The organism is Neisseria lisongii (assembly GCF_028463985.1).
Taxonomy (GTDB): domain Bacteria; phylum Pseudomonadota; class Gammaproteobacteria; order Burkholderiales; family Neisseriaceae; genus Neisseria; species Neisseria lisongii.
Genome location: NZ_CP116766.1, coordinates 1,587,599 through 1,602,966, shown reverse-complemented (window position 1 = coordinate 1,602,966; position 15,368 = coordinate 1,587,599). Strand labels below are relative to the sequence as shown.

The 15,368-nt window shown below is 54.2% G+C and carries 15 protein-coding genes; 11 read left to right on the top strand and 4 right to left on the bottom strand.

The features are described from left to right. Positions 1–70: 70 nt before the first annotated feature. A complete protein-coding gene (gene amgK, locus PJU73_RS07355; protein ID WP_237091816.1) occupies positions 71–1,075 on the bottom strand; it encodes an N-acetylmuramate/N-acetylglucosamine kinase AmgK in 1,005 nt (334 codons plus the stop codon). Between the two features lie 70 nt (positions 1,076–1,145). Between amgK and PJU73_RS07350 the strand changes: the two genes are divergently transcribed. From PJU73_RS07350 to PJU73_RS07340, 3 genes are all read left to right on the top strand, one after another. Next, positions 1,146–3,539 carry an LPS-assembly protein LptD gene (locus PJU73_RS07350; RefSeq protein ID WP_237091817.1) on the top strand — a complete coding sequence of 798 codons (2,394 nt, stop codon included), beginning with the start codon at positions 1,146–1,148 and terminating at the stop codon, positions 3,537–3,539. After that, positions 3,536–4,450, top strand: coding sequence for a peptidylprolyl isomerase (locus PJU73_RS07345; protein ID WP_237091818.1), 915 nt, complete (start codon positions 3,536–3,538; stop codon positions 4,448–4,450). Before PJU73_RS07350 ends, PJU73_RS07345 begins: the two co-directional genes overlap by 4 nt. A gap of 628 nt (positions 4,451–5,078) precedes the next feature. Further along, positions 5,079–6,041, top strand: a complete 963-nt coding sequence (locus PJU73_RS07340; protein ID WP_443094073.1) for an IS110 family RNA-guided transposase — start codon at positions 5,079–5,081, stop codon at positions 6,039–6,041. 240 nt (positions 6,042–6,281) lie between these two features. Here the strand turns inward: PJU73_RS07340 and argA are convergent, their stop codons facing one another. Both argA and pyrE read right to left on the bottom strand, forming a co-directional pair. Continuing rightward, positions 6,282–7,604, bottom strand: a complete 1,323-nt coding sequence (gene argA / locus PJU73_RS07335; protein WP_237091700.1) for an amino-acid N-acetyltransferase — start codon at positions 7,602–7,604, stop codon at positions 6,282–6,284. Positions 7,605–7,745: 141 nt separating this feature from the next. Then, a complete protein-coding gene (gene pyrE / locus PJU73_RS07330; RefSeq protein WP_237091701.1) occupies positions 7,746–8,390 on the bottom strand; it encodes an orotate phosphoribosyltransferase in 645 nt (214 codons plus the stop codon). Positions 8,391–8,551: 161 nt separating this feature from the next. Here pyrE and PJU73_RS07325 point away from each other — a divergent pair, with 161 nt between their 5' ends. Then, on the top strand, positions 8,552–9,325 hold the full coding sequence (locus PJU73_RS07325; RefSeq protein ID WP_237091702.1) for an exodeoxyribonuclease III: 774 nt from the start codon (positions 8,552–8,554) through the stop codon (positions 9,323–9,325). 76 nt (positions 9,326–9,401) lie between these two features. Beyond that, positions 9,402–9,932: an alpha/beta hydrolase gene (locus PJU73_RS07320; RefSeq protein ID WP_237091732.1), complete on the top strand. Its 531-nt coding sequence runs from the start codon at positions 9,402–9,404 to the stop codon at positions 9,930–9,932. Between the two features lie 68 nt (positions 9,933–10,000). Here the strand turns inward: PJU73_RS07320 and rsmI are convergent, their stop codons facing one another. Further along, positions 10,001–10,879, bottom strand: coding sequence for a 16S rRNA (cytidine(1402)-2'-O)-methyltransferase (gene rsmI / locus PJU73_RS07315; protein WP_237091703.1), 879 nt, complete (start codon positions 10,877–10,879; stop codon positions 10,001–10,003). Between the two features lie 158 nt (positions 10,880–11,037). Between rsmI and PJU73_RS07310 the strand changes: the two genes are divergently transcribed. From PJU73_RS07310 to PJU73_RS07285, 6 genes are all read left to right on the top strand, one after another. Next, positions 11,038–11,385, top strand: coding sequence for a YraN family protein (locus PJU73_RS07310; RefSeq protein ID WP_237091704.1), 348 nt, complete (start codon positions 11,038–11,040; stop codon positions 11,383–11,385). Between the two features lie 5 nt (positions 11,386–11,390). Continuing rightward, positions 11,391–11,984, top strand: coding sequence for a phosphoheptose isomerase (locus tag PJU73_RS07305; protein ID WP_237091705.1), 594 nt, complete (start codon positions 11,391–11,393; stop codon positions 11,982–11,984). 132 nt (positions 11,985–12,116) lie between these two features. After that, positions 12,117–12,725 (top strand): BON domain-containing protein, encoded by a 609-nt coding sequence (locus PJU73_RS07300; protein ID WP_237091706.1) that lies wholly within the window; start codon positions 12,117–12,119, stop codon positions 12,723–12,725. 137 nt (positions 12,726–12,862) lie between these two features. Further along, on the top strand, positions 12,863–13,459 hold the full coding sequence (locus PJU73_RS07295) for a prolipoprotein diacylglyceryl transferase (protein ID WP_237091707.1): 597 nt from the start codon (positions 12,863–12,865) through the stop codon (positions 13,457–13,459). Between the two features lie 435 nt (positions 13,460–13,894). Continuing rightward, positions 13,895–14,674, top strand: coding sequence for a type I methionyl aminopeptidase (gene map, locus PJU73_RS07290; RefSeq protein ID WP_237091708.1), 780 nt, complete (start codon positions 13,895–13,897; stop codon positions 14,672–14,674). A gap of 242 nt (positions 14,675–14,916) precedes the next feature. Next, positions 14,917–15,213: a helix-turn-helix domain-containing protein gene (locus PJU73_RS07285; RefSeq protein ID WP_237091709.1), complete on the top strand. Its 297-nt coding sequence runs from the start codon at positions 14,917–14,919 to the stop codon at positions 15,211–15,213. Positions 15,214–15,368: the final 155 nt, after the last annotated feature.

Genomic DNA, 15,368 nt, shown 5'->3' with positions numbered 1-15,368 from the left:
CAATCAAAAAGCCGTCTGAAAACGGGAAAACACGTTTTCAGACGGCCTTGTTTTTTGTGCCGAGCAAAAATCAGAACGTATAACCCGTTTCCAATTCATCATCGCCGACCAGCTCGACCAACAGGGCATACAGCGGTGCCAAGTCGGTATAGCGGCGGCTGGTGCGGCGCAGGTAGTTGAGGAAGCGGGGGATTTCGGGGCGGTATTTGTCTTTGCCGTCCCGATAATACAGGCGGGCGAAAATGCCGGCGACTTTCAAGTGCCGCTGTACGCCCATCCATTCAAACCAGCGGTAGAATTCGTCAAATTCGGCAGGCACGGGCAGGCCGGCGGCACGGGCTTTTTCCCAGTAGCGGATTACCAAGTCCAACACAAACTCTTCTTCCCATTCGATAAACGCATCACGCAGCAGCGACACCAAATCGTAGGCAATCGGGCCGTAGAGCGCATCTTGGAAATCCAACACGCCGGGGCGGCCGGTTTGCAGCATTAAATTGCGGACGATAAAGTCCCGATGAACATATACTTTGGGCTGTGCTAACAGTGGCGGCAGCAGGGTATCGACGGTTTGTTGCCAGAGTTGGCGTTGTTTGAACGTCAGGGTTTTGCCCAACTCTTTGGCGACAAACCATTCGGGAAACAGATTGATTTCACGCAACATCACTTCCCGATCGTATTCGGGCAATTCGCCCGTACGGCTTGCCTGCTGCAAGACGATTAACTCGTCAATCGCTTCCAGCAGCAGTGCCTTGTGGGCGGCTTCGGACGTTTCCTGCTGCATGGCGGTGAGAAAAGTGGTGTTGCCCAAATCGTTGAGTACCATAAAGCCCAGCGCTTCATCAACGTGCAGCACCTGCGGCACATTGACCATCTGAAACAGTTTTTGCACCTTCAAATACGGCGCAACGCTCATTTTTTCGGGCGGAGCGTCCATACAGACCACGGTTTGGCCGTCTGAAAATGCGGCACGGAAATAACGGCGGAAATCGGCATCCGCCGCCGCAAAATTCAGTTCAAATTCACGGTCGGGATAAACGGTTGCCAGCCAATTCTTCAATTCAATTTGTCGTTGCATAGCAGTTTCGCTGTTTTTCAGGTTAAAATAACCGCTATTCTAACTGGCAAAACCGATTTAAGGTGTAATTTTGGTGCGTTTATTTTCACTCAAACCTCTGGTGCTGGCCTTGGGCGTGGCATTCAGCGCAGCGGCTGCGGCGCAGTCCGATGTGTCTGTTTTGCCCGAAACCGAAACCGCCGCCCGCCCCGAAGCGGCGGAAACGGCTGTCGGCAGCAAAGGCAGCGATACCGAACTGTCTTTGGGCAGCACCTGTCTGGTTTGCGAACCTGAAAACCTCAAGCCCGAAGCGCAACCCGAAATCCGCCGCAGCGGCGAAGATGCGCCGCCCGAGCATACCCGCATTACCGCCGACCATATCGAAGGTCAGACCGGTGTGGAAGTCAAAGCGCAGGGCGATGTAATTGTCGAACGCAATCAGGATATTCTGAACGCCCCGCAAGTACACTACAATCAGGCGGAAAACACCGTAACCGCCGGCGATACCTTTACGCTGTATCAAAACGGCTCAACCGTCAGCGGCGACATCATCACCTATAATCTGGATACCGGCAACGGCACCACGCAAAACGTCCGCCTCGAAGCCGAACACGAAGGCCGCCGTCTGCAAAGCGTGAGCAAACAGGCGGAAATCAGCGGCCATAACCGCTACAAACTGATTCATACCAAATTCAATACTTGCGCACCGGGCGATGCGGCGTGGTATATCCGTGCCGAAAGCGTGGAAGCCGATCAGGAAAGCGGCATCGGCGTGGCGAAACATGCGGCGCTGGTGTTCGGCGGCGTGCCGGTTTTATACACGCCGTGGGCGGATTTCCCGCTCAACGGCAACCGCAAAAGCGGATTGTTGGTGCCGACCATCGCCACCGGTTCAGACGGCCTGACGCTGGATGTGCCGTATTATTTCAACCTTGCGCCGAATCTCGATGCCACGCTCACGCCCAGTATCGTTAGCGCACGGGGCGTTCGTTTGGGCGGCGAACTGCGTTATCTGCAACCGAAATACAGCGGCGAAGTCGAAGGCAACTGGATGCCGTCCGACAAAAGAAGCGAACACGACAACCGCTACCGCTTCAAATGGCAGCACCGCCAGCAGTTTGCCCCCCATTTGAGCGGCGGCGTGGACTTCAATCAGGTGTCCGACAACGATTATTATCGGGATTTCTACAACCGCACCAACCTGACTGATTATGTCAATCTCAACCGGCAGGCATGGCTGGGATACAACAATACCCTGTGGGGCGGCCGCTTCGGCAGCACGGTGAGTGTGCAGAAATACCAAACCCTTGCCAACGAGCTGGGCTACAAAGACGAACCCTATGCCATTTTGCCCCGCTTGAGCGGCAGTTGGCACAAAAACATCGGTAATGCCGAAGTCAATCTGTTCGGCCAGTTCACCCATTTTTCGCACGACAGCAAACAAAGCGCCTACCGTACCGTGCTGCACCCGAGCATTAAATGGGATTTCCACAACCAATGGGGTTATCTGCGGCCGAAAATCGGCGTGAATGCCACGTATTACGATTTGAAACGCTTCGGCGACCAGCCGTCCCGCAACCTCAGCCGCACGTTGCCGATGTTCAGCCTCGACAGCGGCATGACGTTTGAACGCAACAAACGGCTGTTTGGCAGCGAATACCTGCAAACCCTTGAGCCGCGACTGTTTTACAACTATATTCCGACCAAGTCGCAAAACGATTTGCCGAATTTCGATTCATCGGAAAACAGTTTCAGCTACGACCAACTGTTCCGTGAAAACCTTTATTCCGGCAGCGACCGGATCAATGCCGCCAACAGCCTGTCCGCCGCCGTGCAGAGCCGCCTGCTGAACCCCATTACCGGCGCTGAAATCCTGCGGGCGGGTATCGGGCAGAAGTTTTACTTGAAAAACGACAATGTCTTGCTGGACGGCAGCATCGGCCGCAACGAGCGCAACAGTTCCGACTGGGTGGCCTTTGCCCACGGCAATCTGACCGACAGCGTGCGGCTGGATACCGACATCCACTACAACCGCAACCAGCGCCGTTTGGAACAATACGCCGTCGGCCTGCGCTACCGCCCCGAAGCCGGAAAAGTCTTGAGCCTGCGTTACAAATACGGCCATAACGAGCGGATTTATCTGCAGGACAACGGACGCTATCTTTACGACAAACTCAAACAGATTGATGTGGCCGCACAATGGCCGCTGAGCAAAAACCTGTATGCCGTCGCCCGCTACAATTACGAAATCACCGTCAAAAAACCATTGGAAATGCTGGCCGGTGTAGAGTATAAAAGCGGCTGCGGCTGCTGGAGCGCCAGCGTGGTCGGCCACCGTTATGTAACCGGCGAAAACAGCCGCAAAAACGCCGTCTTTTTCAACCTGCAGCTCAAAGACTTGAGCAGCATCGGCAAAAGCCCATTCGAACAACTCCGCTTGGCCGTTCCCGGCTACAGCAAACCAAACGAGGTAATGAAACCATGAATATCAAACCCTTGGCAGCCGCCTTCATCTTAGGTCTGTCTTTCCACGCCGCACAGGCAGCCGACATCAAAGCGTCCGACAGCATTGCCGCCGTAGTGGACAACGAAGTCATTACCCAACGCCAGTTGAACGAAGCCGTTGCCGATGCCCGCCGCAACCTTCCCAAAGGCACGCAGCCCGAAGAAGCCCAGTTCAGAGAACAGGTGTTGTTGCAACTGATCAACCAATCGCTGATTGTTCAGGCAGGCAAACGCCGCAACATTCCGGTTACCGATGCCGAAATCGATGCCGTACTGGCACACAATCCGGCGCTGAAAAAAGGTCGTGCATCCGACCGCAATAAAGCGAAAGACCTCCTGATAATGGAAAAAGTCCGCCAGCAGGCCGTGATGCAGCACAGCCGTGTCAGCGATGCCGAAGTCGAACACTTTATCCAACAGGCCGCCGCCCAAGGCATTGCCTTACCCGAGGGCGAACCGCTGCGCCAATACCGCGCCCAACACATCTTGGTTAAAGCCGACAGCGACAACGCCGCCGTAGCCGCCGAAAGCGCCATCCGCAAAATCCACCATCAGGCACGCAGCGGCACCGATTTCGCCGCACTGGCACGGGAATACTCGCAAGACGGCAGCGCCGCCCAAGGCGGCGACTTGGGCTGGTTTTCAGACGGCATGATGGTCGTACCGTTTGAAGAAGCCGTCCACAAACTCAAAGCCGGCCAAATCAGCGCCCCCGTACGCACCCAGTTCGGCTGGCACATCATCAAACTCAACGAAGTCCGGGATGCCGGCACGCCTGAAGAACGCCGCCACAACGCCGTCCGCCAATACATTTCCGAGCAAAAAGCCCAACAGGCAACCATCGAATTGCTGCAGGAACTGCACAGCGGTGCCTATATCGATGTCCGATAAACCGCCCGAATAACCATCGAACAACGCCCGCAACCGATAAACGGTGCGGGCGTTTCTTATATAGCGAATTAACCAAAAAAATATTACAACCCAAGTGAATCCCCTTTCCCGCCAGCAGGACGGGGAACGGTGTGTAGCGTGCTTGCCTAAGCAGGCACGTGTACTTTAAATTCCACATGAAGCCGTCTGAAAACGAGCAAAGTGAGTTTCTGCGCAGCTAAAGTCAGATTTTCAGACGGCTTCGACATATAGTGGATTCACTTAATAAACCGTACGATTTTCAGACACCCATGTCATTCCGACGCAAGTCGGAATCCATCTGTCAGATTCAGAAACCGTAAAGAAAAATAGTTACCTAAGCCGTTGAAATAGATTCCGACGTGTGTCGGAATGACGGGCGTGTTGAGTTTGAAATGTTTTAGAAATTCGGTTGATTTACTATATAAAACGCACAGAACAGGTGCGTGCTTTGGCTCGCACCCTTGTATATCCAACTTCCAGTATCATAACAAGCAACACCCGCCCGGCCGCCACCCGTGCGCACCCAAGGTTCAACAACCGCTGTGTAGCTTAGGGAAGCCGGGCAACCCATCAACACAACCGGACAGTTGCCCGACAACACAACCGAATGCAAGACAGGTTTATGATGAGTACCCAAAACTACGGCGGTATCGACATCGCCAAACGAAACTTCGTTATCGGCATCACGTCTTCCAAAAAGACCAAAACCGAGACCAACAACCAAAAAGGCTTTCTCCACACCATCGAATACCTGAAAAAACATCAGGTCTCACTGGTTGTGATGGAAAGCACCGGCGGACTGGAAATCCCATTGGCCAAAGCACTGCACCGGGCAGGATTCAAAGTCATCATTGCCAATCCCCGTCAGACGCACCAATTCGCACAGTCGCAATCACTCACCAAAACCGATGCGGCCGATGCCAAAATGTTGGCGTTTTACGCACAGGTAATCACACAAAAGCCCGATTGGGAACGGCAGCTCTATACGCCGCCGAGTGAGGCAGAAGAAATCCTCGAAGCCTTAATCAGCCGCCGCACTCAACTGGTTGAAATGCGCAGTGCCGAAAAAAACCGTTTGCAGCAGGTACATGAAACACAGATTCAAAGTGTTGAAGCACTGATCGCACATTTCGACGCACTAATTGCTGCTTTGGACAGACAGATCGAAGAACATAACGACACTCATTTTGGCGACAAAAGCAGTCTGCTGCAAAGCATCAAAGGTATCGGCCCGACTACTGCGGCGACCTTATGTGCGATGTTGCCGGAATTGGGCAAAGTATCGCATAAACAGATTGCCGGTTTGGTAGGTGTCGCCCCTTATGTGAAAGAAAGCGGCACAATGAAGTTTAAAAGCCGCTGTTTCGGCGGGCGCAGTGCTGTACGCAAAACGCTGTATATGGCGGCGATGGTGGCGGCACACTACGAACCGAGGATTAAGGACTTCTACCAACGTCTGCGTTTGCGGGGTAAGCCGTACAAAGTGGCGGTAACGGCCTGTATGCGTAAGCTGCTGACGATTCTGAATGCGATGATGCGGGATCGTTTGGCGGCAGTGAGTGCTGTTTGATCATGTTGAAGTATTGCCGGTTTTGTTTAGACCGGCCTTCAGACTAACCGTTTTTGTATTTTTGCCCGACGGGGTGAAAAATACAGTTGCTACAAGTGCCGGATTAAATTGTATGGATTATTCAGTTAATCCACTATATTCAACCGCAGGCCGTCTGAAAACCGGACTTTTTGTTGGTTTTCAGACGGCCTGCGGTTAGGGTGTAACTTTGTGTATGGCGTTGGTTGCCAATATTTTGTTTTATACCGTTTCGCCCAAGGGATACACGAATACTTTGGAATTGCGGCCGTTGGCGGTGTATTCCTGATAGCGTTCGGGCGGCAGTGTTTCGGGGGCGGCGGGTTGGAAGCCACGTTCGACAAACCATTCGCCGGTGTGGGTGGAGAGGGCGAACAGGCGGGTCAGGCCTTGGCGGCGGGCGGCTTGGCAGAGGTGTTCGAGCAGGCGTTCGCCGCAGCCGCCGTCCCGGGTGTCGGGGGAAACGGCAAGACAGGCGATTTCGCCGCTGTTGTGTCCGGCAAAGGTTTTGAGGGCGGCGCAGCCGTAGATGTGGCGGTCGTGTTCCAGTACGCAGAAGGTGTGGATATGGGTTTCGAGATAGGCTTGGCTGCGGCGCACGAGTATGCCTTGTTCTTCCAGCGGGCGGATCAGCGCCATGATGTCGGGAATGTCGAGGCTGTCGGCTTGGCGTACTTTGGCAAAGGCGTTGCGGGCGATGGACGTGCCGCTGCCGTTGCGGGTGAACAGTTCCTGCAGCAGGCCGCCGTCTTGGTAGCCGTTGAGAATCTGGCTGCGGGTTACTCCGTTTTCAACGGCGTGGACGGCGTGGCGCAGCAGGCGGCTTTGCGGGCTGTCGGGCTGCTGTTGCGCCAAGTCGGTGGCTTCTTGGGCGGAAAGGTTGGTTTTCAGACGGCCTTCGCTGTCTAAAATGCCGTCTTGTCCGACCAGATAAATCAGTTTTTCTGCTTTCAGCGCCACGGCAAGGGCGGCGGCGGCTTCGTACATATCGAGGCTGAAGGTTTTGCCGCTGAGGGAATAACCCATCGGGCTGATGAGGACGAGCGCCTGCTGGTCAAGGCGGTTGAGGACGGCTTCGGTGTCGATTTTGCGGATAACGCCGCTGTAACCCATGTCGATGCCGTCAATCACGCCCAGCGGGCGGGCGGACAGGAAATTGCCCGCCGCCACGGTCAGCGGTTTGCTGCGGCGGGGCGACTGGGGCAGGCTGCTGCACAGGGCAGCTTCGATGTCGTAACGCAATGCGCCGACGGCATATTTGGCGTGGGTCAGCGTGGTGTCGTCAGTGATGCGGCGGTGGCGGTAATATTGCGGCGTGCCGCCGTGTTCGGTAATCACTTGGTCAATCTGGCAGCGTGCGCCGTGTACCCAAACCAGCCGCACGCCCAAACTGGCGAGCAGGTTGAAATCGGCGGCAAGGCGTTTGAGCGGTTCGCCCGCCAGCAGGCCGGAAACCGTGCCGACAACCAGAGTTTTGCCCCGCAGATAGTGGATATAGGGGGCGGCTTCGCGAAAGTCGCTGACAAAGTTGCGGGTGGGATTCATATGCTTGAAATCCTTGCAGTGAAGGCCGTCTGAAAAACGCATTGTGCTGTCGGCGGCAAACAGGCCGGAAAGATTGAACAGAACCGTTTCCCCTGTTCTTTTGCAGAATAGGGGAAACGTGCTGCTGTGTGTATTGAAAAATCAGGCGGCTGTGCCGTAACGCTGGCGGTAGGCACGAACCGGCTCTAAATAGCGGTTGAAATCGGCATTGTGTTCCAACAGGGCGAGCAGGTCGTTGAGGCTGGCGATGGCAACCACCGGCAAACCATATTGCTGCTCGACTTCCTGCACGGCAGACAGTTCGCCCGTGCCTTTTTCCATGCGGTCCAAAGCGATAGATACGGCGGCGGGCGTTGCGCCTTCGGCTTCAATCAGTTTGACCGATTCCCGCACCGAAGTGCCGGCGGAAATCACATCATCGATAATCAAAACCCGTCCTTTGAGCGGCGCACCGACCAACACCCCGCCTTCGCCGTGGTCTTTGGCTTCCTTGCGGTTGTAGGCAAACGGCACGTTCACGCCTTTTTCGGCCAGCATCATCGCCGTGGCCGCCGCCAGAATAATGCCTTTGTAGGCCGGGCCGAACAGCATGTCGAATTCGACTTTGCTCTCGATAATCGCTTGGGCGTAAAATTTCGCCAGTTGCAGCGTAGCAGCGCCGTCATTAAACAGGCCGGCATTGAAGAAATACGGCGACAAACGACCGGCTTTGGTGGTGAATTCGCCGAATTTCAATACGTTTTGTTCAAGGGAAAATTTCAGAAAATCTTGGCGGAAATCAGACATATTTTGGCTTTCAAAATCAGTGGGAAAAATGGCGGGCGGCAAAAATACCGCAGTGAGAGGGATTATATCGTTGAAATCGTTTATTTTCCATACGGAGCGGTTTTTCAGACGGCCTGAACTCGGTTACAATGCCGCTATTCTTTACTACATGAAAAGCCATTATGCTGAAAATCATCTCTGCCAATGTGAACGGTATCCGTTCTGCCTACAAAAAAGGTTTTTGGGAATACATCGCCGCTTCGGGTGCCGATATTGTGTGCGTGCAGGAACTTAAGGCGCAGGAAGCGGATTTGTTGGACGAAATGAAAAATCCGCACGGTATGCACGGCCACTGGCATTGTGCCGAAAAACGGGGGTACAGCGGCGTGGCGGTGTACAGCAAAGCCAAGCCCGACCATGTGCAAATCGGCATGGGCATTGAGGAATTTGACCGCGAAGGGCGCTTTGTACGCTGCGATTTCGGCAATTTGAGCGTGATTTCCCTGTATTTGCCCAGCGGCACCAGCGCTCCCGAGCGGCAAGAGTTGAAATACCGCTTTTTAGATGCGTTTTATCCGATGCTGGAAGAAATGAAAGCGTCCGGGCGGGATATTGTGGTTTGCGGCGACTGGAATATTGCGCATCAAAACATTGATTTGAAAAACTGGAAAGGCAATCAGAAAAATTCCGGCTTTTTGCCCGAAGAGCGGGAATGGATAGGCAAAGTGATTCACCGGCTCGGCTGGGTCGATATGTGGCGCACGCTTTATCCCGATACGCCGGGCTACACTTGGTGGAGCAACCGGGGTCAGGCGTATGCCAAAGATGTCGGGTGGCGTATCGATTACCAGATGGTTACGCCGCAGTTGGCGGAAAAAGCCATTGAAGCCCATGTTTACAAAGACGAAAAATTTTCCGATCATGCGCCGTTGGTGGTAACGTATGATTACAAATGATGAAAATCAACAGTTTCGGCGGTATGCCGTCTGAAAACGAATGTAACGAGTTGCAGAGAAACGATAACGGATTATGTTGGATACCTACGCCCTTGAAGATTTGACCTTGTTTCTCGTCCGAGATGCCGCCGAGCCGCCGATGTGGCTCGACCGCTGGGCGGCGAGTTATCCGCAGGTGCAGATCACGGAAGTATCGGCGGCGCAAACCATTGCCCAATGGCAACAGCAGATTGCCGCCGCATTCCAAGCAGTCAAAGGGCGGCATATCGCCGTAGTGGCACACGGAAGCGGCGTGGCCGCATGGCTTGCGTGGCTGTATCAGGCGGATATGCTGACGCAGAAACGCCTGTGCAATATGATTTTGGTGTCGCCCAAACCCGAAACCTTTTATCAAGACGAAGTGCATACCCTGCAACGGGTTCGCTGCCCATGCCGCACGGCTTTGGTGATTGGCAACAGCGGCGATTGCGACCGGCAATGGGCGCAGCAACACGCCGATTTGTGGCGGGCAAGGCTGCTGGTGTCGCCGCACGCCGGACGGCTGGACGGCACACTCGGCGGCTGGCAATGGGGCATGAAATTGATGCAGGAAATGTTGCTGGCTTAAAAAGCGTGGAAGACAAAACCATGCCGTCTGAAAAACGCATTTTCAGACGGCATGGTTTTACCCGAATCTTAGCCGGCGTTTTTCAAACTCAAGGCAAAATCGTACAGGGCTTTTTTGCTTTCGCCGGTAATTTTGGCGGCCAACTCGGCGGCCTGTTTGGTGGGGAGTTCGGCGGCCAACACGCTGATGGCGTGGCGGGTGGCATCGGCTAGCTCGCTGTGTTTTTGGCGGGGAGCGGGGTGGAGGACCAGCACCATTTCGCCCCGGCTTTGGTTGCTGTCGTTTTGCAGGGCGGTTTGGATTTCGGCAACGGTGCCGCTGAGGAAGGTTTCAAAAGTTTTGCTGATTTCCCGTGCCAACATCAATTCCCGTTCGGGGAACAGGGCGGCCATATCGGCGAGGGCGGCGGCGATACGGTGCGGCGTTTCAAACATCACCACCGGATAATCGGCTTCTGCCCAATTTTCAAACAGTTTCTGCCGCTCGCCCGCTTTGGCGGGCAAAAAGCCGTTGAAATAAAAGCTCGGCTCGCTCACACCCGCCACGCTCAATGCACCCATCACGGCGCTGGCACCGACCACGGGAACAACCCGAAATCCGGCCGCCCGCACTCTTGCCGCCAGTTTGGCACCGGGGTCGCACACGGCGGGTGTTCCTGCATCGGAAACTTGGGCGACCGTCAGACCCTGTTCGAGATAGGCGGTGATTTTGTCCGCCATTTGTTGCTCGTTGTGTTCGCGCACGCTCACCAGTTTGCCCTGAATGCCGTAGGCACTGAGCAGTTGGGCGGTTACACGGGTGTCTTCGGCGCAGATGATGTCGGCGTGTTTCAATACCGCCAGCGCACGCAGGGTGATGTCGGTCAAATTGCCGATGGGGGTGGCGACAACGTATAATGTCTGCGGGCTGAGGCTGTCGCAGGCTTTTTGATAGTATTTTTGCAGCATGATGGGGTAGAGGCCGTCTGAAAATGAAGAATAAGAATTAAGGCTGGGGCGGAAACTGTTTATATGCTACGGCATAGCCGCCCTGTATGGAAAATAAACCGTTTCCGCTATATTATAGTCGAAAAGCTGCGGGACAGACGGTTTGCAGGGAGAAAAATATGCGGCTGACGCACAAACAGGGTGTGGCGGGCGAAGAGGCGGCGTGGGCATTTTTGCAGCAGCAGGGCTGCAAACTGGTGGCACGCAACTGGCATTGCCCGTTTGGCGAAATTGATTTAATTGTGAAAAACGGTAACACGATTGTGTTTGTTGAAGTAAAATACCGCAACAGCAACCGTTTCGGCGGCGCAGCATACAGCATTTCCGCCGCCAAACTGTTGAAAATGCAGCGCAGCGCCGAATATTATCTGCAGCAAAACGGGCTGACGCAGGCAAACTGCCGCTTGGATGCCGTGCTGATACAGGGTGCGGCATCGATAGAATGGTTGAAAAACATTACAGGTTGATTCAGATGACGACATTACAAGAACGTGTAGCAGCGCATTTTGCCGAAAGCATCCAAGCCAAGCAGCAGGCGGCGCAGGTGCTGGTCGAACCGACGGCGCAGGCGGCGGAACTGCTGCTGCAATGCCTGATGAACGACGGCAAAATCCTTGCCTGCGGCAACGGCGGTTCGGCTGCCGATGCCCAGCATTTCGCAGCGGAAATGACCGGCCGTTTCGAGCAGGAGCGCATGGAACTGGCGGCCGTGGCGCTGACAACCGATTCTTCGGCGCTCACCGCCATCGGCAACGATTACGGTTTCGACCATGTATTCAGCAAACAGGTGCGTGCGCTGGGGCGTGCAGGTGATGTATTGGTCGGCATTTCCACGTCCGGCAATTCCGGCAATGTGATTGAAGCGATTAAAGCCGCCCACGAACGGGATATGCAGGTTGTTGCCCTGACCGGTCGGGACGGCGGCAAAATCGCCGCCATGCTCAAAGACAATGATGTCTTGCTCAATGTGCCGTATCCCCGCACCGCCCGCATTCAGGAAAACCATATCCTGCTGATTCACGCCTTGTGCGACTGCATCGACACCATGCTGCTGGAAGGCATTTGAGCCTTGGAGACAATCCGCTTCGGTCGGCGGACAAAATAGGCCGTCTGAAAACCGGTGCAGCAGGCATCATCGCTGTTTAACAGAGAAAACCGGCTGCACAACCCGTGTTCCGAACTTTCCGAAAGGACGTTTATGAAAATCAAGCAATACACCCGTCCGGTTCTCGCCGCAGTATTGGCGGCAACCGTTTTGAGCGGCTGCGTGGGCGCATTGGTCGGCGGTGCCGCCGTCGGCACCAAATCCGCCATCGACCGCCGCACCACCGGTGCGCAAACCGATGACAACGTGATGGCGCTGCGGGTGGAACAGACGGCATTGTCCTACCTGCGGCAAAACAACCAAACCGCAGGCTATACGCCCAAATTGAACGTAGTCAGCTACAACCGCCGTCTGCTGCTGCTCGGCCAAGTGTCCAGCGAGGGCGAAAAACAGTTTGTCGGCCAGATTGCCCGTTCCGAACAGGCCGCCGAAGGTGTGTATAACTACATTACCGTGGCTTCGCCGGCACGCAGTATCAACGATGTCGTTGCCGATACTTGGGGAACTTCCAAAGTGCGCACCAGCCTGTTGGGCGTATCCGCCGCCACTCAGGCACGCACCAAAATCGTTACTTACGACAACATCACTTATGTGATGGGCATTCTGACCCCTGAAGAACAGGCACTGGTAACGCAGAAAGTCAGCACCACGCTGGGCGTTCAGAAAGTGATTACGCTGTTTCAGAACTATACGCCGCAATAATTTACCATAACACATGCCTGCGGGCCGCAATCCCGACAGGCGTTTCGATGATTGGCCGCCGATGCCGTCTGAAAACGCAGCTGCTGCATTTTCAGACGGCATGACGGCTTGTTGATGACACACAAGAATTATTTGTTATGCCCGCATCTCATTCACACACACCATTCCGACTCAAGCCCAAACACCTGATTAACGCCGTGTTGGGTATCTGCCTGCTGGCCATCGCCATTGTGGCGGTCGGCATTTTCGGCACATTCAACCGCCAAGACACCGAAGCCGTCCGCACCGAACAGCAAACGCAGGTTGAGTTGTGGAAACCGGGTAAAGGCAACAGCCAAACCGCAACCGTCGGCGGACAGGATTTGTTCCAACCGCAGCCGCCGGCCGAGCAGAACGACAGCGCCGAGAGCGATACCGCTGCCGCCGATGCCCCGCTGCCTCCGCCCCGCCGTGTTGCTCCGAAACCGAAACCCCGCCCGCGTGAAACTGCCGCCACAACCGAGCGTTCCGGCGTTGAAACCGCAGAGCCTGCCGCCGTAGCTGAAAATCGGGAAACCCCGATCCGTGCTATTCACAGTGAAAACCGCAGCGAAAGCCGCCGTGAAACACAGCCGGTTCGCCACGAACGCAGCGAAGTGAAAAGCGAACCCAAACCGCAGCCGAAAGCCGAACACCGCCACGAAAGCCGTGCCGAACCGAAAGCGCATAAAGACGTGATCGACAATCTGTTTTAAAGCCCGAGTATCGTTGCAACGCCGGATTTTTTATACCAAATCGAGTGTGGCTTGAGGTTGGCAAGGTGTGGACGAAATCCGAAAAAACATTATTTTTCAATGTTTTTTGAAATAATGTCGGGTGAGGTCCAACCTGCGCCGTAATACTTTTTACTTTTAAAGTAACGCCACGATATAAGTTTGAGCGGTTTTGCTGTTGGATTGGCGGATTGCAATCTTGCCGGTAACGACAATCCGCCTCCGTCCCGCCGATGGGAAAGGGAAGGGTGGTTCGTTGCTTGCCGTGCGTTCAGTTTGCAGGCGGAAGCATACGCCTGCATTTTCCGCTTTGCAGCCATTCCTTATACCCGTTTTCAGACGGCTTCACGCAATGCGTACCCGATTGAAACCAGACGGCGGATGACAAAGGCCGTCTGAAAATTATGAAAGAACCTTATGGATAAAGTGATTATCAAAACCCCTGAAGAAATCGAAAAAATGCGCGAGCTGGGTCGTTTGGTGGCCGAGGCGCTCGACTATATCGGGCAATTCGTCAAACCGGGCGTAACCACCAACGAAATCGACAAGCTGGTTTACGATTACCATGTCAATGTGCAGGGCGGCTATCCTGCGCCGCTCAACTACGGCAATCCGCCGTATCCGAAATCCTGCTGCACTTCCGTCAATCACGTGATTTGCCACGGCATTCCCGACGATAAGCCGCTGAAAGAGGGCGACATCATCAACATCGATCTGACGATTAAAAAAGACGGTTTTCACGGCGATTCCAGCCGGATGTTTGCCGTGGGCAAAATCAGCCCGATTGCCCAACGTCTGATTGACGTAACCCACGCTTCGATGATGGCGGGGATTGAGGCGGTGAAGCCGGGTGCGACTTTGGGCGATGTCGGCTATGCCTGCCAGAGCGTTGCCGAAAACGCCGGTTATTCAGTGGTGCAGGAATTTTGCGGCCACGGCATCGGTAGGGGCTTTCACGAAGCACCGCAGGTGGTGCATTACGGCCGCAGAGGACAGGGGCTGGTGTTGCAGCCGGGCATGATTTTCACCATCGAGCCGATGATTAATCAGGGCAAACGCCATCTGCGCATTCTCAACGACGGTTGGACGGTGGTTACCAAAGACCGTTCGCTTTCTGCGCAGTGGGAACATGAAGTGCTGGTAACCGAAACCGGTTACGAAATCCTGACCGTCAGCCCCGCCAGCGGCAAACCTTAATCCAAACAGATGAAAGATTATGTAAAGATTTCAGACAGATAATTTACATACACAAATAATATATTGATTTATCTGTATTTTATCGGCGCAAATGTCAATCGCTTATCCGAACGCAAATTTGGTGATGATAAGTGCCTGTAAATCTGTATAATTCAACCGCATAAGCTGCCCGAACAGGGCGGCTTTCCGACAATCATCTGTTACGCTTATGTTCACATACAATAATTGAAAAGGATAAAATCATGAAGTCGTTTGCAAAAATTGACAATATCCGCGAAATCCGCAAAAAACTCGGTTTGAACCAAATTGATTTTTGGGGGCAAATCGGGGTAACCCAGTCGGGCGGTTCACGCTATGAATCCGGCCGCAATATGCCCAAGCCCGTGCGCGAGCTGCTGCGTTTGGTACACGTCGAGCGCATCAACCTTGCCAACGTGAATCAGAACGATATGACCGTATTGGCGCTGTTGAAAGAGAAACACGCCGATTTGTATGCCGATTTGAAAAAAGAAGCCAAAGCCATCAATAAGAAAAAATAAACCCGCAGCCTGAAGCTGCCGGTTTGAGGCCGTCTGAAAACGCCGAATCCCTTCCTTTTTGCCTGAAAGCAAAACGGGAACGGAAACAGCGTTTTCAGACGGCCTTTTTGCGTTATAATCCCGATATTCTTGACTGCATTCAATATCGATATCCA

Bases quoted from the DNA above. Each gene is read 5' to 3' on its own strand.
- amgK (WP_237091816.1), bottom strand. From the start codon at position 1,075: ATGCAACGACAAATTGAATTGAAGAATTGGCTGGCAACCGTTTATCCC.
- PJU73_RS07345 (WP_237091818.1), top strand. From the start codon at position 3,536: ATGAATATCAAACCCTTGGCAGCCGCCTTCATCTTAGGTCTGTCTTTC.
- PJU73_RS07340 (WP_443094073.1), top strand. From the start codon at position 5,079: ATGCAAGACAGGTTTATGATGAGTACCCAAAACTACGGCGGTATCGAC.
- argA (WP_237091700.1), bottom strand. From the start codon at position 7,604: ATGAATCCCACCCGCAACTTTGTCAGCGACTTTCGCGAAGCCGCCCCC.
- pyrE (WP_237091701.1), bottom strand. From the start codon at position 8,390: ATGTCTGATTTCCGCCAAGATTTTCTGAAATTTTCCCTTGAACAAAAC.
- PJU73_RS07325 (WP_237091702.1), top strand. From the start codon at position 8,552: ATGCTGAAAATCATCTCTGCCAATGTGAACGGTATCCGTTCTGCCTAC.
- rsmI (WP_237091703.1), bottom strand. From the start codon at position 10,879: ATGCTGCAAAAATACTATCAAAAAGCCTGCGACAGCCTCAGCCCGCAG.
- PJU73_RS07310 (WP_237091704.1), top strand. From the start codon at position 11,038: ATGCGGCTGACGCACAAACAGGGTGTGGCGGGCGAAGAGGCGGCGTGG.
- PJU73_RS07305 (WP_237091705.1), top strand. From the start codon at position 11,391: ATGACGACATTACAAGAACGTGTAGCAGCGCATTTTGCCGAAAGCATC.
- PJU73_RS07300 (WP_237091706.1), top strand. From the start codon at position 12,117: ATGAAAATCAAGCAATACACCCGTCCGGTTCTCGCCGCAGTATTGGCG.
- PJU73_RS07295 (WP_237091707.1), top strand. From the start codon at position 12,863: ATGCCCGCATCTCATTCACACACACCATTCCGACTCAAGCCCAAACAC.
- map (WP_237091708.1), top strand. From the start codon at position 13,895: ATGGATAAAGTGATTATCAAAACCCCTGAAGAAATCGAAAAAATGCGC.
- PJU73_RS07285 (WP_237091709.1), top strand. From the start codon at position 14,917: ATGAAGTCGTTTGCAAAAATTGACAATATCCGCGAAATCCGCAAAAAA.